Below are 22,271 nucleotides of genomic sequence, written 5' to 3'. Positions count from 1 at the left end.
GTTGCATTTAGTGCAGATATATTGGTTTTATCGCCTTCCCCCTTGAATTGGTAACGCTTACGCTAGATAATGAATCAGTTTGTCTCAAAAAATAGTTTGTCTTTAGCGCTTACATCATTACAATTAATGTCACGACAAATTAAGGCAAGGTGAGATGAAAAGATGTCATATCGGACAAACCTGTTTTCCAAAATGGTCATTCTTATTCTGATTATGCTGATTCCTGTAGTGCTTTTGTACTGGTACTCCAATCACAAAACAACAGCTGTTCTCAGAGATGAGTTGAATCGATCGAATAGTAACCAGCTTGAATTTTTCCAAAATCAAGTGAACACACACATCGAACTGTTATCCTCATGGCCGAATCTGCTCATACATGATCCTGATATTGCCAGCTTCAAGCGAATCTATGCGGACAGTAACTACTTTGATCTGGATGCGATCAACCTGGTCAAACGTATTCAGAATAAGCTGAGTATTCAGGAAAGCTCATCCAATTGGGCCACGAAATTATATCTGTATTCTCCTTCGCTTGGCAGGGTGGTTTCTGAAAGGGACGCACGTTCTTACGATAAAGAAGCGCTAAGGGAAAATATCAGTTCCGGCTGGGATGTACGCAAAATTCAGGATGGGGAAGATGATCGGTTCATGTTTAGCTGGATTACGGTATCTCCATACGGTATTAAAGACCCGGCTAATAATGCGGAAACGATTATTAAACTGGAGTTTGACAGTGATAACATTCGGGATATGCTGGATAAATTCAAGGACGATGGCAGGCATGATCCCTTCTATTTCCGTGAAGAATCGGGTGTTATCTATAACCGGACGTCAGATCGTTCATTAACGAATCAGTTGATGGAAGAACTGTCCATCCATAAACTTCAGGACGTTGATAATCGTACAGTGGTGATCGGGAACGAGCCTTACATGGTCAACACGGTGAAATCCAGTACAACAGGCTGGTATTTGGTGGACTATATGCCGCTATCAGATATTCTGAAGCCCATTCATCAATCAAATATGCTGTTCTATTCTTCCATGATTTGTTTGTTGTTGATGAGTTTTGGTGTGGCGTACTTGTTATATGTACAGGTGCAGGTACCAGTGAAACAACTCATTCGCGGGTTCCAGCGGTTGAAGCAGGAAGATTATTCAGTGAGGATTAAGCCGAAGGGCCGCAATGAATTCAGTTTTCTGTCTGAACGGTTCAACTTGATGGTGGAGCAGATCCAGCAGTTATTTGAACACGTTTACCTGGAACAGATTCATGTGCGTGAAGCCCGGTTGAAGCAGCTGCAATCGCAGATTAACCCGCACTTCTTCTATAATTGTTTCTCCTTCATTACGAGTATGGCGAAGCTGAAGCGTATGGACGCGGTTGTAGCGATGTCGCATAACCTCTCGCGATATTATCGGTATACGACAAGGCAGGAGCGGGATGTAGTACCGTTGACAGAGGAGATTGAATTTGTCAGCTGTTATCTGGAGATCCAACGGATGCGTATGGACCGAATTCATTACAAGCTTGATCTGTCTGAAGAGATGTTGAGACAGGAGGTACCGCCCCTGATTGTGCAACCGCTAGTGGAGAATGCGGTGATACACGGTATCGAAGCAGATGCGGAAGCCGGAGAAATAAGGGTTTCTGGAGAAAAACAGGGCAGTGTCATGGTTCTTGTGGTTGAAGATGATGGGCAAGGCATGACACAGGAGGCACGTGAGGCGCTTCTGACTAAGCTCAGGGGAACGATGGATCAGGAGATGGGCTGTGGCCTGTGGAATGTGAATCAGAGACTCCAGCTTCGGTATGGGGAGCAGGCAGGGCTTGATATAACGGAATCGGAACTTGGTGGATTACGGGTTACACTGTCGTGGCCTGCCGAGAAGGAGTTTCTCCCAGATAGCCAAGATAGCATCGAGAACATGTGAGAGCATGGTGGGAAATTGAACTTAGTGCATAACGAACGAGATAGGGAGTGACTTGCTTGATAGATATACTGCTAGTAGATGACGAAACGTATGTAACAGAAAGTCTGGAACTTACAATCCCCTGGGGAGAGCTTGGAGTAACGACTGTGCTTCGTGCCGCTTCCGGTAAAAAAGCGCTGGAGATTATGGAGGAAAATGCAGTAGATATCGTGGTAACCGATATTCGCATGCCTGGCATGTCCGGACTGGATCTGATTGCAGAGGTAAGCAAGCGTTGGTCCCATATTCGCTGTATCTTGCTGACCGGTCATAGTGATTTTACTTATGCGAAGAAAGCGATTCAATTACAGGCAGCGGATTATATCCTGAAACCTGTAAATGATGATGAATTTATGAGTTCCGTGTCGGCAGCCATCACATCTCTTCGCGATGAGTGGGATGAATTCGATAAATACCACCGGCTTTTATACAGTCGGAAGTCTGACTATAAAATTTTGCGGGAAAATCTGATGCATGATCTGCTGCTGGGGCGTGAGATCACGGCGCGGGCACTTCGGGAACAACTGCAACAATATGAGATTCATATTGACCCGGAACAATCGGCTGTGATGATGCTGATTCGTCTCACAGGACGCTTCTCATCAATGGACCAGCAGTCTCTGGATCTGATGGATTTTGCGGTAGGTAATATTGCAGAGGAAGTGCTCGGAGAGCAATTTAACGTGTGGTTTGGTCGCGGACCTCATGAGTGTCTGGTGATGTTTTTACAGAATCAGGGACAGATCGAAGCTCCGCAGATGGACTTGGAGACGCTGAGAACCTCAGCTGAAACTTTCCGTGAGCATGTCATTCGATATTTACAGGGAGATCTGTCCATGGTCGTTACACCGTCATTTCCCTTTAATGAATTGACAGCAGCTTATCGAAAAAGTCTGGGTTCCCTTGTCCTTTCAGGACCGGAAGAACACAAGATTATATATATGGACATGGATCAGGCACTCGGCAAAAGATCGGAGAATGATGCGGCGCAGGCCCTCGAAGAGCTGTACAAACCGCCTGTACTTCCGCAATTGCTTGAGACCAAGCAATGGGAAGCGGCGGCGCGTAAGCTGAACACGGTCTTTGACGCGGCAGAACAAGTACGATTGTCCAGAGAACATGTGTATGAGATGTATCTGTCGGTAACCAATGCATTCATGTATATCGCCCATAAACAGGGACATCTGGTGCATGAGATTGATCATGCGGGATTCGATCTGCTCCTTGCCCATCAGTTGATTCAATCCCCCGAGAAGCTGCGGCGCTGGGCCACCGAGATGCTGGCGAAGCTTCAGGAAGAGTTGTCCGATCAGGAGGGTGTGCAGAGCCGCAGACATGTGATCAAGCAGGTTCAGGAGTTGGTTACAAGAGATACAGGACAGGATCTGTCAGTGAAGATGATTGCGGACAAGGTATATTTACACCCCGTATATCTATCGAAAATTTACAAGGCAGAGACAGGGGAAGGTCTCGGGGATTACATGATTCGTATGCGCATGGAGCGTGCGCTGTATCTGCTTAAGAATAGCAACAAAAAAATATACGAGATTACGAGTGAACTTGGCTATCAAAATCCGCAATATTTCAGCAAAATGTTCAAAAAGCATTATGGTATGACACCCAATGAATTTCGGGATCAGTCATAATTACAACAACATTCCAGAATATAGGTTGGCAAAGGTGCAGAAATCTTGATTTCGTATCATAGGCTCAAAGGCCTGGTCAGCCTATAATGAAAGGGTAACCAAAACGATTTAAGGGGGAACAACATGAGAGCGCAATCAACGAAAAAGAGATTCTTGACGCTTCTCGCTACAACGCTGTGTCTAACTGTCGTTCTTGCAGGATGTTCAGGAGGCAGTGGGGGCGGAGATAGTGCAACACCAAGTACATCTGGAACCCAAAACGAATACAAAGAAAAGTATGATCCGGAAGTAACCATTACAACAGCATGGGGAATCGATCCTGAGTTGAAGTTTAAAAATGGCGAATCCATGGAAAATAACGTGGCAACCAAGTGGGCCAAGGAAAAATTCGGGATTAATGTCAGCGCGCTCTGGTCAGTAACAGACACAAACAGTGCGTTTGCAACTAAACTTCGTCTGGCTATGTCCTCTGGACAGGAAATGCCAGATATCGTGACGATTGGTAGTGCGGACAATCTCGTTGCTCAAGACTTGATCGACTCTGGCATGTACGAAGAGGTCGGTCCACTGTTCGACAAATATGCTTCAGACACATGGAAAAAAGCGATGGAGCAAGATCCTAACGTCTGGAACCAATATAGTCGTGATGGCAAAAGAATGGGTATTCCTGTTCTGGACTACGCATACAACAATGATTACTTGCTCTGGATTCGCCAGGATTGGCTGGACAAGTTGAATCTGAAAGCACCAAAAACAATCGATGAGCTGGAAACCGTTATGGAAGCATTCAAAAATAATAACCCGGACGGCTTGGCTCCTGAAAAAGTCACTCCGCTCAGCGTTGGTTTCAAAACATCCATGAACACTTGGATGGGAGATGTATCTTGGATATTTGGTGCATATGGCACCTTACCTCAACAATGGAATCTTGCTGCGGATGGCAAGTTGGAGTATGGCTCCATCAATCCGGGTATGAAGCAAGGTCTGACCAAATTGAGCGAATGGCTCAAAAAAGGATATATCCCACAAGAAGCAGCATTATGGGATGAGAACAAAACAGCAGAGCCAGCAGTTGCAGGAACTGCCGGCATTATTCCAGGACCTTACTGGATGAGTGGGTGGCCACTTCTCGATACAGTGAAAAATGTACCGAGTGCGGTATGGAAACCGATTGAAATTCCTACCGGTCCTAAAGGCAAAGCGATGCGTCACGGAACACAGTTCGTGAATGGTGTTACGTTGATCAAAAAAGATATGGCACACCCAGAAGCATTCTTTACGTATCAGAATTACCTCTTCGACAATTATGCAGATCCAGCACCGGGCAGCCCTTATGATAACGGTCTGTTTGCAGGTTATGACTACCAATTGGATGCAAATGGAAAACAGATGCCGATTGACCAGATCGAAGGCGGATACGTGAACGTAGTACGTTATTTACTTGTTCGTGACGGTGCTCGTATTCCAGATGCCCAGATGAAAGCTCTGATGAATTTGGCTAATGGCAAAGAGCCTGAAACGAAGCTTGAGAAAGACGTTGCTGTCAATTACGGTAAAGAAACTCCTGCTGCAGCAAAAGTGTTACTGAGCCAAGAAGAAATTTCCTTCAAAAACATGTTCACAGGTCCAACAACACAGACGATGAAATCCAAGCTGGACTATCTGAACAAAATCGAGAATCAAGCATTTAATGAAATTATCTATGGCAAAAATCCGGCTGATGCGTTTGATACATTTGTACAAACGTGGAAATCGGGTGGCGGTGACCAAATCACGCAAGAGGTTAACGAATGGTATGACAGTGTGAAAAAATAGTTACAAGCAGCGCTCAGACGACTAACGTCTGGGCGCTTTTTTTTGTTTATTCAAGCTGAGGCAAAGTGGTTGAATTTGTGCCATTTATATTGCTTTTATGTGCTGTTTGGACCCCGTAAAAGGTTGATATAATCGCATTATAAGCCACTCAGGGAGTACTTGAGTAGGAAGAAATACAGGGGGAGCAATCATGAGAACTTTGAAACGCACTTGGCCATTCCACGTTATGCTGTTGCCAGCCATTATCTTTCTGATTATCTTCAGTTATGTGCCTATGGGCGGGATCATTATGGCATTCCAGAACTTCAAGCCATGGCTTGGAATTAGTGGTTCTGAATGGGTCGGGCTGGACAACTTTAGATATTTGTTTGAACGTGAAGACAGCTTACAAGTCATCTGGAACACTTTGATTATTGCTGTACTTAAACTGATTTTTAATTTATTTGTTCCATTTATTTTTGCCATTCTTTTGAATGAGGTTCGCAAGATGGCTATACAGCGAACGATTCAAACACTTGTCTATTTACCTCACTTCTTGTCCTGGGTCATCCTGGGCGGGATTTTGATAGATCTGTTGTCAACAGGCGGCTTGGTTAACCGGGTTCTGGGAACCTTTGGACTCGGGCCATATTTCTTCCTTGGAGACAACAGTTGGTTCCGATCTACGGTCATTCTGACAGATGTGTGGAAAGAATTTGGCTATAACATGATTGTCTTTCTGGCTGCCCTTGCAGGAATTAATCCAGCATTGTACGAAGCAGCGGAAATTGACGGAGCAGGACGCTGGAAACAGACACTGCACATTACAATTCCTTCGCTTGTGCCGATGCTGATGGTTGTGGGAACACTGGCACTTGGTAACGTACTGAATGCCGGATTTGACCAGATTTTCAACCTGTACAACCCGCTCGTATATCAAACGGGCGACATTATAGATACCTTCGTATATCGTTCTGCGATGCAAAACGGTGAGATGGGCTTCGCAACAGCGATCGGATTATTCAAATCAGTTATTAGCATGATCTTGATTCTTGTATCTTACAGCCTAGCCAAAAAATACGCTGGATACCGCATATTCTAAACGAATGAACAGAGAAAGAAGGGACCACGATGTATCATAAATCATTGCCTTATCGCGTGTTTAATATAGTCAATACCTGCTTTCTGATTTTGGTCGCCATCATGTGTATCGTACCGATGATTCATGTACTGGCAGTATCCTTTAGTACAAAGGCTGCTGCCGATGCCAATCTGGTCAATCTCTGGCCCGTAGGTTTCTCACTTGAGGCATACAAAAAAACGATGAACAATCCAATTTTCTTGAACTCGCTCTGGATCTCACTTCTGCGTACAGTGATCGGTACAGCCATTACGTTGCTGATTACGTTCCTGGCGGCTTATCCATTGTCCAAAGAAAATAGTGAGTTCAAAGGCAGAACGATCTACTCCTGGATTTTTGTATTCAGCATGATTTTCAACGGGGGACTGGTGCCATTCTATATGGTTATCCAGAAGATCGGGTTGATGGATTCCTTCTGGGTACTGGTACTCCCAGGGGCAGTAAACACATTCCTTGTCATTCTGATGCTGAACTTCTTCCGTGGTATTCCAAAAGAGCTGGAGGAAGCAGCGCTGATGGATGGAGCTAACCATTTCAGAACATTGTTCAGTATCTTCCTTCCCATTTCGATGCCGTCCATTGCAACCATTGCATTGTTCAGTATGGTGTTCCACTGGAATTCCTGGTTTGATGGATTGCTCTATATGAATAACGCCAAGGATTACCCACTTGCTACATTTATGCAAACGGTCATTATTGGACGTGATATGAGTAGCATGAGCATGAATCCAAAAGAAATGGAAGCTCTCTCTCAAACTACGGTAAGGGCAGCTCAGATCTTCATCGGAAGTGCACCGATCTTGATTGTGTATCCTTTCCTGCAACGTTTCTTTGTCAAAGGTATGACGTTGGGCTCAGTTAAAGGCTGAGCCTGTACCCCAAATTAATGGAGGTTGATACAGTGAGCAACTTGACGGAAAAGACATTCGTTCTGGGAATGGATGTGTCTTTTATGGATGAAATCGAACAGCATGGCGGGAGCTACAGTGATGTGGATGGCAAGGAACAAGACTTGCTGTCCATCCTGAAGTTCAATGACACTAACGCGATTCGACTTCGAATCTGGAATGATCCTGTTGGTGGATTCTGCAATCTGGAGCGTACGGTGGAGATAGCCAAACGGATCAAGGAACAGGGCTTGAAGTTTTTACTCGATTTCCATTACTCTGATCGCTGGGCTGACCCAGCCAATCAATGGAAGCCGAAAGCCTGGGAGAATCTGTCCTATGAAGAGCTTCAACGTGCGGTTTGCATGTATACGGCTGATGTTCTGAGAACGTTGAAGGAACACGATGCCCTTCCAGACATGGTGCAGGTCGGCAACGAGATTACGCCAGGCATGTTATGGAATGAGGGACGTGTTGGTGGAGAAGAGCATGATACGGATGAACAGTGGGAGCGTTTTGCAGGCCTTGTGAAGTACGGAATTGCTGCGGTCAAATCGGTTGACCCGGATATTCAGATTATGATACACATTGATCGTGGTGGAGATAACGCCGAGAGCCGCAAGTTTTACGATCGCTTTGAAGCACTGGGTGTGGAGTTCGATATCATTGGACTATCGTATTATCCTTGGTGGCACGGTACACTTGATGCATTACGCGACAATCTTCATGATCTGGCTGAACGTTATGGCAAACCTGTCAATGTGGTTGAAACTGCTTATCCATGGACGCTGGAGCAGCCGGAAGGTATCGAATGGATTTTGAATCAGGAAGAATTGTTGTTGCCAGGATACCCTGCAAGTGTAGAGGGACAGACCAAATATCTGAAGGATCTATTGCAGATTATCCGCGAAGTTCCTGGTGGTTTGGGGCACGGATTCTATTATTGGGAACCTGCCTGGATACCAAGTAAAGAAGAATGGTCCGTCGGTCATCCGAATAACTGGGGTAACCTCACCATGTTTGATTTTAAAGGTCGTAAGTTGGAATCGTTTACAGCGCTAGCTACTGTAGAAGAATCAGCTACCGTGACATACGTGTAATCTAGCGTAAAACATATCGTCTATGAATTAGTTGTTATCGTTTATAAACTAAAAAAATGTAATTAATAAAGCAAGGGAGTTGTCCTTATGACATACAAATTTCCACCTGTAAGTTCCAAAGCCCCGCACATGTTGCATGGCGCAGACTATAACCCGGAGCAATGGCTCCGCTATCCTGAAGTTCTGGAAGAAGATATTCGCTTGATGAAGCTTGCCAAATGTAACGTAATGTCCATTGGTATCTTCTCATGGGTATCCCTTGAGCCGGAAGAGGGCGTGTACACGTTTGAATGGCTGGATCAGGTGTTGGATCGTTTTGCAGCAAATGGCATCTATGCCTTCCTGGCTACACCAAGTGGTGCTAGACCTGCCTGGATGTCCGCGAAGTACCCGGAAGTGCTCCGCGTATCCGAGAATCGTGTCCGCAATCTGCATGGTTTCCGTCACAACCATTGTTATACTTCCCCGGTATACCGTGAGAAGGTTACTGCAATCAACACAAAACTGGCAGAGCGTTATTCGGATCATCCGGCTGTAATCGGCTGGCATATCTCAAACGAATTCGGCGGAGACTGTCATTGTGATTATTGTCAGGAAGCGTTCCGTGGTTGGGTTCAGAATAAGTATAAAACACTCGATGAACTGAATCATTCGTGGTGGACCACATTCTGGAGCCATACGGTTACAGACTGGAGTCAAGTGGAATCTCCTGCTCCACACGGTGAGACACAGGTACACGCAATGAATCTGGACTGGCGCCGTTTCGTTACGGATCAGACAGCTGATTTTATCGTGCATGAAACAAAACCGTTAAAAGCTCAGAATCCTGATCTGCCAGTCACAACAAACCTGATGGAATTCTATGGCGGTCTGAACTATTGGAAGTTCGCTGATATTCTGGATTTCCTCTCTTGGGACAGTTATCCGACTTGGCATGATGCAGATGACGACGCGAAACAGGCATCCCGTATCGCAATGATGCATGATATCGTTCGTTCCATCAAAGGCGGTCAGCCGTTCTTGCTGATGGAGAGTACTCCAAGTTCGACGAATTGGCAAGATGTCAGCAAGCTGAAAAAACCGGGCATGCATCTGCTCTCTTCTCTCCAGGCTGTGGCACACGGCTCCGATAGTGTTCAGTACTTCCAGTGGAGAAAAAGCCGGGGGTCCAGTGAGAAACTGCATGGTGCGGTGGTAGACCACGTAGGAACGGAACACACTCGAGTGTTCCAAGATGTCACCGACGTAGGAACGGCTCTTGAAGGTATGGAAGCTATTGTAGGAACAGCGGTTCCGGCAGAAGTTGCAATCATATTTGATTGGGAAAACCGCTGGGCCGTTAATGATTCCCAGGGTCCGCGTAATATCGGTGTGAAGTATGAGCAGACCGTGGAAGAGCATTATGAAGCGTTCTGGAAAAAGGGAGTCGCTGTAGACGTTATTGATATGGATGCAGATCTGTCCAAGTATAAGTTGCTGATTGCTCCAATGCTCTATCTGGTACGTGAAGGTGTCGGGGAACGCATTGAGAAGTTTGTAGAACAAGGCGGTACGTTTGTAGCAACTTACTGGTCTGGTATTGTTAACGAAAACGATCTGTGTTTCCTGGGTGGATTCCCGGGCCCACTGCGTAAGACACTTGGCATCTGGTCCGAGGAAATTGACGGACTGCATGATCGTGATCTGAACGGAATCATCCCGGAAAAGGGCAATGAGCTTCAGCTCAATACAGCGTATGATGCAATTGAACTGTGTGATCTGATTCATCTGGAAGGCGCGAAGTCCCTGGCTACGTACCGTTCTGACTTCTATGCCGGACGTCCGGCATTGACGGTTAACCAGTTGGGTACAGGAAAAGCATATTATGTAGCGACACGTCTGAAAGCACCATTCTATGATGATTTCTATGCAAAACTAATCGCTGACCTGAACATTGAGCGTGGACTTGAAACCGAGCTGCCTGCCGGAACAACGGCACATACGCGTACAGATGGTACAGCTGATTATGTGTTTGTACAGAACTACACACCAGATGAGAAGCTGGTTGAACTAGATGGACAGTCCTATACCGATCTGCTCAGTGGTGATGCCGTGGAAACAAGTCTCAGCTTGAAGCCATATGACATTTGTGTTCTGCGCAGACCGGCTGCCCGGAAATAATAGGTTCATCCTTACGTTATAAACGGAGTTAAAATACTAAAAAAGTGCCCTGAACGCCTGACATTGGTGTTTAGGGCATCTTTTTTATTTTATGTATTTGGCTGTTGAACCACTTTTTCTGGACAAGATAAAGGATAAACGTGTCCGCGCAGCGAAGACAAACACGTAACATGTAACTCAAGACTTTCAGTCTGGGAGGAATGGAAATGAATCAAAGAAATTTGGATGGTAACAGCATTATTATTCGACTGGAAATGACAACTAAGGATATCAAGTTTGGCGAAGTGGCTTCGGCCATCTCGGAAGCTGGGGGAGACATCATTGCCATCGACGTGATTTCCACCAATCAGGATGTAAGCGTGCGCGACTTGACTGTCGCCGTTACAGATGCGCAAGATAACAGTAAAATTATAGAAGGGGTGCGCCAGCTTAAAGGTGTGTCCATTATTAACGTATCGGATCGGACGTTCCTGCTTCATCTGGGCGGTAAGATCGAAGTAACACCAAAGACCCCGATTCACAACCGGGAAGATCTGTCACGTGTGTACACTCCGGATGTGGCTCGTGTATGTTCAGCCATTTCAGAAGAGCCTGGCAAAGCCTTCTCATTGACAATTAAACGGAATACAGTGGCCGTCATATCGGATGGCAGTGCCGTGCTTGGACTTGGTAATATTGGTCCTCGTGCAGCGATGCCCGTCATGGAAGGTAAAGCGATGTTATTCAAACAGTTTGCAGGTGTGGATGCCTTCCCAATCTGCCTGGACACACAGGATACCGAGGAAATCATACGTACTGTGAAAGCGATATCACCTGGTTTTGGCGGCATTAATCTGGAGGATATTTCATCACCACGCTGTTTCGAGATTGAACGTCGTTTGAATGAGGAATTGGATATTCCGGTATTTCATGATGATCAGCATGGCACAGCGGTTGTCCTATATGCCGGTCTGATCAATGCGCTCAAACTGGTTGGCAAGTCCATTGATGAGGTGAAGATCGTGGTCTGTGGTATCGGTGCAGCAGGTGTAGCATGCAGTAACATATTATTGTCTGCGGGAGCCAGCCGGCTTATAGGTGTCGATCGTGAGGGTGCGATTGTAAAGACACAAACCTATGAGAATGAAGTCTGGACTGATTATGCAGCTCGTACTAACCCCGAACTGGAGACTGGCTCGTTGCGTGATGTCATTCGCGGAGCCGATGTGTTCATTGGCCTGTCCCGCGGGAATCTGTTAACTCGTGAAGATGTGCAGACCATGGCAGAAGATCCAATCGTGTTTGCGATGGCGAACCCGGTGCCTGAGATTATGCCTGCCTTGGTGGAAGAGATTGTAGCGGTAATGGCAACAGGACGATCCGATTATCCGAATCAGATCAACAACGTGTTATGTTTCCCGGGCATCTTCAGGGCAGTTCTGGATTGCCGAGCCACCGAAATTAATGAAGAAATGAAGCTGGCAGCCGCTCAAGCGATTGCTTCAGCCATTACGGACGAAGAGCGTACACGTTATTACATTATTCCGAGTGTGTTCAATGATAAAGTGGTCAAATCGATGCGCAGTCGCGTGATTGAAGCGGCTGTTAAAACGGGTGTGGCGCGACGTATTCCTCGTGAACAGTCCCGTGAAGGCGGGGAATCGTAAGATGTCAGATAACCCCCTTCAACCTCCCAGTTTGAATCTGGAAGAATTAGGGCATATGCATAATTTAGATGAAATAACGGCAGGAGAGGCTGTTCTGCGAGCCGCCCGTTCTTTTGTTCAAGGTGACTCATCCAAGCATAGTGATGGTCATGACTGGCCGCACATCGAACGGGTAACTGCACTTGCGGTCGAACTCGCTCACCGCATGGGTGCAGATCCATATGTCTGCGAACTGGCTGCATTATTACATGATGTACCGGATGAGAAGCTGAATGAGAGCTTGGAAGCTGGAATGGCGAAACTGAATGACTGGCTGGATACCCAGCCTCTTGACCCGGATATACGTAATAAGGTCGTGGGTATTATTAGCACCATCTCATATGCGGGAGGCCAGCGTACTGCGGTCAATTCGCTTGAAGCACAGGTTGTACAGGATGCAGATCGTCTGGATGCGCTGGGTGCGATTGGCATCGCACGCACCTTTGCCTTTTCGGGAGCGAGAGGACGCGAGATGTACGATCCGTCCCTTCCACCGCGGGAGCAGATGACCCGTGAGGAATATCGGAATGGGCGCAGCACAACGATTAATCATTTTTACGAAAAGTTGTTCAAGCTCAAGGATCTGATGAATACCTCTTATGGCAAGGAGATGGCCGAGCAGCGTCATGATTATATGGTGCAGTTCGTGGATCAGTTCAAAAGGGAGTGGGCGGGCACAGACCGTTAGGCAGGCATAATACGTATGAGTATTCCTTAGAGGTAAAATAAACATAGGCGAATCTTCGAAGTGGTGAAAATCCATTTTGAAGATTTGCTTCTTTTTAGGTTAATAATGTGTATTAACATACATAAATGAATCCAATTCGTAATACCTCTGACTTATGACATGGCAACGGAAGGTCTTCCATGGTACAATAAATCGTTCTCCTGAATGTATTCAGGCAAAAAAAGAAATATGGGGTAATAATGAACATGATTATCAAACGTAAAATTTCAGGTTCGGTAAAGAGGAGGGGTCACCGCCATGTCATTTGGTGCTCGTGTACTTAAGACGGGAATTGCGGTCACGCTTGCCTTGTACCTTAGCAGCCTGTTTTTGAACCCGCAATCTCCTGTGCCTGCCGCAATCGCGGCTATATTCGCGATGCAGCCTTCCATCTATCGTTCTTGGAAATACTTCCTGGATCAGCTGCAAACGACCACACTCGGAGCGATTGTAGCCCTGGTAGGCGGCATGGTATTGTCCAATGAGCCAATCGCTGTTGGATTAATTATTGTACTTGTCATTATGATTTGTCTTAAATTGAATATGGGTGAGACGGTTGGGCTGACACTGGTCACGGTTGTATCCATTATGGAGGCTTCGGGTGACTGGCACTTTGCACTCAATCGTTTTCTGCTGACACTTGTAGGTATTGTATCCGCGTTTCTTATTAACATTACGGTATTTCCACCGAAACCGAAGATACAATTCGTGAGGCAAATCCAGAGTGTATTCAGCGGCATGTCGTTACTTCTGCGAACATCAATCTCGGATGAGATCAAGGAGGTTGTGTTTCGGGAAGAGAAGAACAATCTGGGTGGCTCCATCAAGTCGCTATCCGACAAGTATAACTTGTTCGAAGAGGAACAAAAGAAAATGAAACGTTCGAAATTCAGCGAGACCCGGCAGATGGTAGTCTATAAACAGATGCTGCTGAGTCTGCAAAAAGGCTACGAAGTGCTGGATTCGGTGGAACGCCACTATTTCCAGGCACCACGGACAACAGCAATGGATCAGTTTTTTGATTCTCATCTGGAACTGGTTATCAAATTCCATGAGCATGCATTGCTTAAGTTCGAGGATAAGCTGAAACCGAACGGGGAAGAGGCCGCACAGTTTGTACTGGATAATGACCGTTTCATGGAGCAGGCGATCACCCAGTTTGATATCGACAAGGAAGGGATGTTACGATTGTCGATCGTGGCTGCTGCAATCTATGATTACGGATATCAGTTGGAACGTCTGAATCGACTTGCCGAGCATGTGCATAGCTCCAGTGAAGACAAAGAATCACAGGACAAGATTTTGAATTGGCTTAAGTGGCCTTAGATGCGAATTGCATACTCGCTTCACGATCATATACAATGGAACTACAACATTGCCCGGACAATCGTGTCCGGGTTGTTTTGTCATACATACAGCTGAACGGCCATGAATGAATTTTAACGAACTGAGGGATAGACATGATTATAGAGGAATTGGACGCTGAACTAATGGAGTGGTTGAGTGGGACAAATCTGGAGCATAAACAACACGAAGCCATGCAGCTGCTGACCGTATCTGAGGATCAGTGGCCGCATCAGGCGATGATTAGTATGGGGGAAGTGATTGCGCTAAATCCGCATCAGCTCAGACTGGCTCTATGGCAGGGTACACAGACCAGTATGAACATGAGCAAAACAGGCAAGGCTACCTTGATTGCGGTTCAAGGAAATCGATTGCTGCATATCCGTATAGAAGTAGAATTGCTGCCTAAGATGAAGGGGGCTGTTCATCCGAGAGATCGTTTTGAAGCGCAGGTGCTCCAAGTACGTGTGGATCACGCGCCATATGCGGAGATCACTTCAGGAATAACCTTTCAATTAAAAGATGAACTTGGAGCGATTACACGTTGGCAAGAGACGATTGAAGAATTACGAAAGTAGGCATAAGCAGTTTTATCAGTTGAGGACCCAGTGATTGGGTAATAATGAAGAAGAAAACAACAAAAAACGCCTCCGCTTGCATCGGGACGTTGTCACTGGTACAATAAAAAATGGTTTTCAGAAAATTAGAACTAATTAACATATAATTAAAATGTTTACTTTCTAATAATTATACCATTGCCTTTTCGGGCTTGTCAAATGGGATTTTGAGGACACAATCCGGGGAAAGAGGGGCTATTAATATATGAGTACAGAGCAGCAGTGGAATGAGGAACAACAACGGGTCAATACTGTGACCAACCAGATTGAGCGCAAGATCACCACGTTAGAAGCTGAAGTCGGTTCCTTCCGGGACGAAGTGGTTGGAATGAGAAAAGACTTCTGGGACGAAGTCACAATGAACTTTAGCGAAGCGGACGATGTGGGGGAAACTTCAACCAGCATGCGGCAGCAGTCACAGGTCCTGTCCGATCGGGAGCGCAGCCATCTGAATACAGCGGCTGCCTTGGACAAAATGAAACGATTGCATCATTCGCCGTATTTTGGCCGTATTGATTTCAAGGAAGACGGGTATCCGAATGCAGAACGCATTTATCTGGGTATTGCCTCATTGCTGGACGAGAAGGAAGAATCCTTTCTGGTGTACGACTGGCGTGCGCCAATCTCGAACCTGTATTATGACGGAGCACCGGGTCCGATCACATATCATACACCAAGCGGGGAGATCAGCGGTGATATAGAAATGAAGCGGCAGTTTGTCATTCGGGACGGACGTATTCGCTTCATGTTTGACACGGGAGTTACGATTGGTGATGAGTTGTTGCAGGCTGTGCTTAGTCGAACTTCGGATGCACAGATGAAGAGTATTGTAGCGACCATTCAGAAGGAGCAGAACCGGATTATTCGCAATGACCGGACACGTATGCTCATTGTGCAAGGCGCAGCCGGCAGTGGCAAAACATCCGCGGCGCTCCAGCGTGTGGCCTATCTTCTCTATAAATATCGCGAGCATCTGCAAGCGGATCAGATGGTTCTTTTTTCACCAAACCCGATGTTCAACAGTTATGTCTCCACGGTACTGCCTGAGCTTGGGGAGGAAAACATGTTGCAAACGACCTTCCAGGAGTATCTGGAGCGTCGTTTGGGTCGTGAATATCAACTGGAAGATCCGTTTATTCAGCTCGAATATGTACTTACGGGAACGGAAGATCCCGATTATGATGTTCGCATGTCCAGCATTCGGTTCAAGTCATCGGAATCTTTCCTGAAAGTCATTACGCGTTATAAAGAAAGCATGCTGTCAGGTGGCATGAAATTTAAGCCGGTTCGCTTCCAGGGCCGAGCAATTGTCACGTCAGAGGCTATGGCTGAGAAATTCTACAGTTTTGAGTCATCCGTTAAGCTGGTGAGCCGACTGGAGATGTTGCGAGACTGGATGCTGAAAGAACTGTCTGCCTTTGGTAAAGGTGAACTGGATGCGCCTTGGGTCGATCAGCAGCTTGATCTGATGGAGCCGGAGGATCTGCAACGTGCATACCAACGGTTAAAGCGCAAGCAGAAAGGAAAGACCCATACGTTTAATGACTTTGAGCAAGAAAGAGAAATTCTGGCACGTATGGTGGTCAGTGACCGACTCAAACCGTTACGGAAATGGATCAAGTCATTGCGATTCGTTGATATAAGACAATTATATGCACATCTGTTCAACGATGAGGGTCAGATGGTGCGACTACTGGGTGACGAAGCGTTGCCTGCCCAATGGGATGAAATCTGTAGGATGACTTTACGCAGATTGAAGCTCCAGGAGTTGGCATACGAAGATATTACGCCATATTTGTACCTGCGTGAGCTCATGCTTGGATTCCATATTAACTCCAATATTCGTCATGTCATTATTGATGAAGCTCAGGATTATTCTGCGTTTCAGTTGGCATTTATGAAGAGATTGTTCCCTCGGGCGAAAATAACAGCACTCGGTGACTTCAATCAGGCTATCTATGCCCACTCTTCAGTCCTTAGTGGAACAGGACCATTGACTAACCTGTACGGTCCAGACAATACAGAGGTAATTGAGCTGACCAGGAGCTATCGTTCTACCCGGGAGATCGTGGAGTTTACCCGTGGCATGGTGCCTGGTGGGGAAGAGATTATTCCATTTAACCGTAGCGGCGAGAAGCCCAAAGTTATCGTTTCTTCTGATTCCGAGCGTCATATGAACGTCATCACGACAGATCTCAAGCACTTGATTGAGGAAGGGTATGAATCAGTTGCAGTGATCTGTAAGACCGCCGAAGAGAGCAGAGAGGTGCATGCTGCATTGAGCAAGATACTGCCCACAGCACCGAAGTTAATCAAGAAAACGACGCTGGCTTTTGAACAGGGTGTTCATGTCATTCCGGCGTATCTGGCCAAAGGTGTGGAATTCGATGCTGTCCTGATCTATGACGGCTCTGCGGAGCAGTACGCCCATGAGCATGAACGCAAATTGTTCTACACGGCTTGTACGCGAGCGATGCATCTGCTGCACGTTTACTGCGTCGGCACCCCGAGTCCGTTCATTACCTCGCAGTCGGAAGAATGGTATGATCTTGGCAAGGTGTCTGCTGCGCAAGTGGACTGACATATCACGTTCATGTGCATGAAGAAGGCTTCCGTTCAGTGGAACGGAAGCCTTTCTGTATATGATACATATATCGGGAAGAAGCTAACTTCGCGAGGGAAGAATACATGATGAGGTTCCAGCCATATAGGTGATCGTATTCAATGAAAATACCTAACGTGAATTCGTAAGGATTGGGTTCTGTGGATAAATGTGACTCCATAATTTGTATTCAAGCACAATGGATGTTATTTTTCTTTACACATGAGGTCTGGACTCATATAATCGTAACAATATATTTTTTTTGGATCGTTTATTAAAGGAGGCAACAATATGAACAAATCATCTTTTGAACGGCCGCTTATGGCCGATTGTGTACCGGATCTGGTCGCTACAGCCCGGGGAGATATGCCAGCGACTTTGGTCATTCGGGGAGGCACGCTCGTAAACGTGATATCGGGTGAGATTTTGCCTGAGATGTCCATAGCTGTACAAGGAGCTCGAATCGCTTATGTTGGTAAAGATGTAAGCCACACGATCGGAGAACATACCCGGATTATTGAAGCGAACGGCAAGTATATCGCTCCTGGTTTGCTGGATGGACACTGCCATATTGAAAGTACACAGATGAAAGTAACCGAGTTTGCGAGAGCGGTATTGCCTTCAGGCACGACGGGAGGTTTCTTTGACCCGCATGAGATCTCCAACGTGCTTGGTCTCAAAGGTCTGAGTCTGATGCTGGATGAAGCGCGGACCACACCGATGGCTGCTTATATGCAGGTGGCTTCCTGTGTGCCTTCCACCCATCCAGGACTGGAGACAACAGGTGCTTATATCGGGCCTGAAGAGGTGGCTGAGGCTCTTTCCTGGGGTCCGGACATGATTGGCCTTGGGGAAGTGATGAACTTCCCTGGTGTCGTTTACGGGGACGAGACGATGATTGGTGAGATTCAGGCGACCCTCCGGGCTGGCAAGGTGGCAGATGGTCACTTCACCTGGGCAGCAGATGACTGGCGTTTGCCGGCGTACGCAGCGAGTGGAGTTACGGGGGATCATGAATGTGTGACCAAGGAAGATGTGGTCGAACGTCTGCGACTCGGGATGTACGCGAAGATGCGCCAAGGTTCAGCGTGGCATGATGTGGCTGAGACAATCAAAGCCTGTACGGAGCTTGGACTGGATACACGCCGGATGATGCTGGTAACCGATGACCGAAGCTCTGAATCCCTGCTCAAAGAAGGACATATGGACTTTGTGGTTCGTCTCGCCATCTCCCAAGGTGTGAAGCCGGTCACGGCTTTCCAGATGGCAACCATTAACACAGCTGAGCGCTTCGGTGTTGCGCGCGACATTGGTGCGGTTATTCCGGGCAATATAGCCGATATTATTCTGCTGGACGGCCGGCTGGCGGATGTACGTGTGGGCATGACGATTGCAGCCGGGCAAGTCGTGGCCGAGAACGGGAAAATGACGGCGGTCTGGGACAGCTTCACGTATCCGGAGGAAGCGCTGAACACGGTGAAGTTGGAAGCTAATATTCAGCCAGAAGATCTGGAACTTGCTGCACCGATTCCAGAGGGTACGATTGGTGCCAAAATCATTCATGTGACAGAGAACCATGTGGATACGAAGGAGAAACACCTGCCTGTCACCGTAGAGAACGGCAAGGTTGTGGTTTCAACTTCAGGGGAAGTGTGCAAAATTGCGGTCTTGGAGCGTCACAAACAAACCGGGAATCGGGCGGTTGCGCTTGTTGGAGGCATCGGCTTCACTTCACCTGCAGCGATTGCGATGACGGTTGCTCATGATAGTCACAATCTGTTAATTATAGGTAATGATGATGCCCTGATGGCCGAAGCCGGTAACCGTGTCATTAACATGCAAGGTGGGGTAGCCGTGGTAACGGTAGCAGGTGTAACCGAATTCCCTCTGCGGATTGCAGGATTGATGTCAACTGAGTCCTTCGAAGTCGTTGCAGCCCAATCGGCAGCAATCAGTGAAGCTTTACAGTCCGCAGGATGTACGTTGAATAATGCGTTCATGACCCTTTCCTTACTCGCGCTGGTAGTGATTCCAGAATTACGGTTGTCCGACAAGGGGCTTGTGCGGATCTCGGCAGAAGGTATTGAACTGGTTTCCCTTTTCGATGAAGTGGTTGACAGTACACCAGTAGTTTCATCGGGTAATGAAGGATAGATTTATCGACTAGAGCTCAATTAAATGGATATACATGCAAAGCCGCCTTAGGGCGGTTTTTTAGTACGTTTTGGGAGAAAACGCTTTCTAGGTCTTCTGGATCTTTGTGTGCATATGGCAATAATGACTGAAGTCGCGCTGAAATAAGGGTCAATTTAGAAAATAGTGAATAATTGTGACTTTTGAACTATACATACAGAACTACGAATTCCCGAAATATAGTTATATGATTCTTTCGTCGTAAGTCTTAAAGATGATATTGCATATAGAAGCAATCCAAATTCGTCGTACCTAATAAGGTTCCATTAAATGAATATGAAACGACACAATTTCATCCAGATTTGCACGTCAGAGCTGATAACTTCAGAGGGAGTGTACAAATATGAAAAGCAAAAGGGGTTACCGTTTTATCGTATTACTGAGTTGTTTGATCCTGTGTGCGAGTACAGCCTGTTCTTCCAAAGCCATTGCGGATGGGTCAGTCGACAGTTATGCAACGATTCATGGAGAACTTGATGTGCCAGTGAGAGCGACTTGGGTATGGGATACCACCCAGATCCGAAGTAATCCTCAAGAGGTGTTAAATTACGCTACAGCCAACAAGATCAATACGATCTATCTGCAGTTGAATCGGGATATCAAAATTCCTGAGTATAAAAGTTTTATCCGCCAGGCGAGAGCCAAGAACATCGCGGTGGACGTCATGGATGGAAGATCAGCCTGGGGATTGACGGAAAGTCGGGAGCAGATTGCATCTTTCCTGGACTGGATCGAGGCATATCAGGCGCAGGCGTTGTCCAATGAGAAATTTGCTGGTATTCATCTGGATATTGAGCCACATGTGCACCCACAATGGAAAATCAATCAGGCCAGTGTGATTACCCAGTGGCAAGGAAATGTGGAGTACATTGTTGAGCGAGCATCACGGATGAAGATGCCGGTAGCGGCTGACTTGCCTTTCTGGCTCGATAACTACAAAATTCCGGGTTCAACGATGGCTGTAAGCAGCTGGATGATTCGCAAGTTTGATTCCATCACCATTATGGCTTACCGCGATACAGCTGCTGCAATCTATAGTGTAGCGAAGGATGAACTTGCAGAAGCGGCTCTGCTTGGCAAGACCATCTCTATAGCCGTGGAAACAAAGCAAAGTAAGGAAGGCGACTTCATTACTTTTTATGAGGAAGGATCTGCTTACATGGAAGCACAATTGAAGTTGGTCGAAAAAATGGCTTCAGTACATGCGTCCTTTAACGGGTTCTCCGTACATGAGTACACTTCATGGAAGACGCTGAAAAAGTGAGACACCAATGAATAAAGAAGGTGCTTGCAGCTAGAGAGCTGTGAGCACCTTCTTCTATTATACCTGAACCAAGGCAGATTCCATGGCCACGTTCTCATAGAACATTTTGCGATATTGTGATGGTGTGGTGGCTTTATGCTTTTTAAATGTAGTGATGAAGTAGCTTAGATGCTCAAAACCCACATCCATGGCGATATCAACAATTTTGTGATCGGTATTCTCAAGCTGAACGCAGGCCTGTTGAACGCGGTAATAGTTAATGTAATCAACCGGGGTTTTCTGCACCATCTGTTTGAAGAAACGGCAGAAGTGTCCTTCGCTCATATTGGCTTCATCGGCCAGTTCTTTCAGCTTCAATGGTTCAGGATAACGCTTGTGGATATACCCGAGCACGGATTTCAGGCGCTCTACCTTGTCATGACTGCCTGTAGCGATGGTGCCTTTGAGCGGAGCAGGTCTCATATGTTCGAACATACGGGCAAATATGAGATACAGGTACGCTTTCGTTGACATTTCACACGTTTCGGTCCGGGTAGCATGGTCTGCAAATATACGTTTCAGGAGATCCAGAATTTCGTGTCCCCAATCCTCATCTGCCTTGATATGACTGGGGGGAATCACCGTTTTGCGCACCAGTGGACCGATGAATTTCTCTTGCACCGTATCGAAGGTGCGGCTGCCAAGCAGCTCCGGATTAAATACAATGGAAGAGAATACACAGGGAACATCACCCTTGAGATAACCCGCATGAATCTCGCCTCGATTGATAAAAATGGCTTCTCCAGCTTGAACCTCTACGGTGTTCATATCAATCTGAAAGACCGCGCAGCCCTGAGTAACCATGGTGAACTCCATTTCATCATGCCAGTGGCAATCCAGAATGCTATCGCCGTTCAGCTGTTGTATATCTGGGTACACACTGACGGGATACATGGCATTGCCGTGAATCCGGTCTTCCCGTAATCGTTCACGTTCCATATCAGATGCTCCTTTTAGTATCATTATTAATGTAATCGTTTCCATAGATTGGTGTTGATGTTCAAGAATCGGATGATTATTATCAAAATCGTGATATATTTAGTCAAAATAAGAGAAGAAATTCGTTATTAATATCAATATTATTATAATATAACCAAAGGG

Annotated in this window: 15 protein-coding genes; 14 read left to right on the top strand and 1 reads right to left on the bottom strand. The window is 46.4% G+C overall.

The annotated features are described in order from the left end of the window. Nucleotides 1-162: 162 nt before the first annotated feature. The 14 genes from AB4111_RS05925 (at nt 163) to AB4111_RS05860 (ending at nt 21,131) form a co-directional block, all read left to right on the top strand. Nucleotides 163-1,932 carry a sensor histidine kinase gene (locus AB4111_RS05925; protein ID WP_442030822.1) on the top strand — a complete coding sequence of 590 codons (1,770 nt, stop codon included), beginning with the start codon at nt 163-165 and terminating at the stop codon, nt 1,930-1,932. Between the two features lie 56 nt (nt 1,933-1,988). Then, nucleotides 1,989-3,617 (top strand): response regulator transcription factor, encoded by a 1,629-nt coding sequence (locus AB4111_RS05920; protein WP_442030821.1) that lies wholly within the window; start codon nt 1,989-1,991, stop codon nt 3,615-3,617. Between the two features lie 123 nt (nt 3,618-3,740). Further along, entirely contained in the window at nt 3,741-5,432 is a 1,692-nt protein-coding gene (locus AB4111_RS05915) for a sugar ABC transporter (RefSeq protein WP_442030820.1), read from the top strand. A gap of 190 nt (nt 5,433-5,622) precedes the next feature. Continuing rightward, nucleotides 5,623-6,513, top strand: coding sequence for an ABC transporter permease (locus AB4111_RS05910; protein WP_442030819.1), 891 nt, complete (start codon nt 5,623-5,625; stop codon nt 6,511-6,513). A 29-nt stretch (nt 6,514-6,542) separates the two neighbouring features. Then, a complete protein-coding gene (locus AB4111_RS05905; RefSeq protein ID WP_076326910.1) occupies nt 6,543-7,421 on the top strand; it encodes a carbohydrate ABC transporter permease in 879 nt (292 codons plus the stop codon). Nucleotides 7,422-7,453: 32 nt separating this feature from the next. Next, nucleotides 7,454-8,539, top strand: a complete 1,086-nt coding sequence (locus AB4111_RS05900) for a glycoside hydrolase family 53 protein (protein WP_442030818.1) — start codon at nt 7,454-7,456, stop codon at nt 8,537-8,539. A gap of 87 nt (nt 8,540-8,626) precedes the next feature. Then, nucleotides 8,627-10,699: a beta-galactosidase gene (locus AB4111_RS05895; protein WP_442030817.1), complete on the top strand. Its 2,073-nt coding sequence runs from the start codon at nt 8,627-8,629 to the stop codon at nt 10,697-10,699. Nucleotides 10,700-10,905: 206 nt separating this feature from the next. Further along, nucleotides 10,906-12,345: an NAD-dependent malic enzyme gene (locus AB4111_RS05890; RefSeq protein WP_442030816.1), complete on the top strand. Its 1,440-nt coding sequence runs from the start codon at nt 10,906-10,908 to the stop codon at nt 12,343-12,345. Nucleotides 12,346-12,400: 55 nt separating this feature from the next. After that, a complete protein-coding gene (locus AB4111_RS05885) occupies nt 12,401-13,072 on the top strand; it encodes an HD domain-containing protein (protein WP_442031586.1) in 672 nt (223 codons plus the stop codon). 297 nt (nt 13,073-13,369) lie between these two features. Continuing rightward, nucleotides 13,370-14,437, top strand: a complete 1,068-nt coding sequence (locus AB4111_RS05880; protein ID WP_253433510.1) for an FUSC family protein — start codon at nt 13,370-13,372, stop codon at nt 14,435-14,437. Nucleotides 14,438-14,571: 134 nt separating this feature from the next. Continuing rightward, nucleotides 14,572-15,033 carry a pyridoxamine 5'-phosphate oxidase family protein gene (locus AB4111_RS05875; protein ID WP_442030815.1) on the top strand — a complete coding sequence of 154 codons (462 nt, stop codon included), beginning with the start codon at nt 14,572-14,574 and terminating at the stop codon, nt 15,031-15,033. Between the two features lie 244 nt (nt 15,034-15,277). Next, nucleotides 15,278-17,653: an RNA polymerase recycling motor HelD gene (helD, locus tag AB4111_RS05870; protein ID WP_442030814.1), complete on the top strand. Its 2,376-nt coding sequence runs from the start codon at nt 15,278-15,280 to the stop codon at nt 17,651-17,653. Between the two features lie 312 nt (nt 17,654-17,965). Continuing rightward, nucleotides 17,966-19,828 carry an adenine deaminase gene (locus AB4111_RS05865; RefSeq protein ID WP_442030813.1) on the top strand — a complete coding sequence of 621 codons (1,863 nt, stop codon included), beginning with the start codon at nt 17,966-17,968 and terminating at the stop codon, nt 19,826-19,828. Nucleotides 19,829-20,210: 382 nt separating this feature from the next. Continuing rightward, complete coding sequence (locus AB4111_RS05860) at nt 20,211-21,131, top strand: hypothetical protein (protein ID WP_442030812.1); 921 nt, start codon at nt 20,211-20,213, stop codon at nt 21,129-21,131. Between the two features lie 57 nt (nt 21,132-21,188). Here AB4111_RS05860 and AB4111_RS05855 read toward each other — a convergent pair whose 3' ends face one another. Continuing rightward, nucleotides 21,189-22,109, bottom strand: coding sequence for an AraC family transcriptional regulator (locus tag AB4111_RS05855; RefSeq protein WP_442030811.1), 921 nt, complete (start codon nt 22,107-22,109; stop codon nt 21,189-21,191). Nucleotides 22,110-22,271: the final 162 nt, after the last annotated feature.

It is taken from the genome of Paenibacillus sp. 2KB_22 (genome assembly GCF_052115745.1).
In the GTDB taxonomy this organism is placed as follows: domain Bacteria; phylum Bacillota; class Bacilli; order Paenibacillales; family Paenibacillaceae; genus Paenibacillus.
The sequence above is the reverse complement of the archived record's forward strand: the minus strand, read 5'-3'. Positions and strand labels throughout refer to the sequence as shown.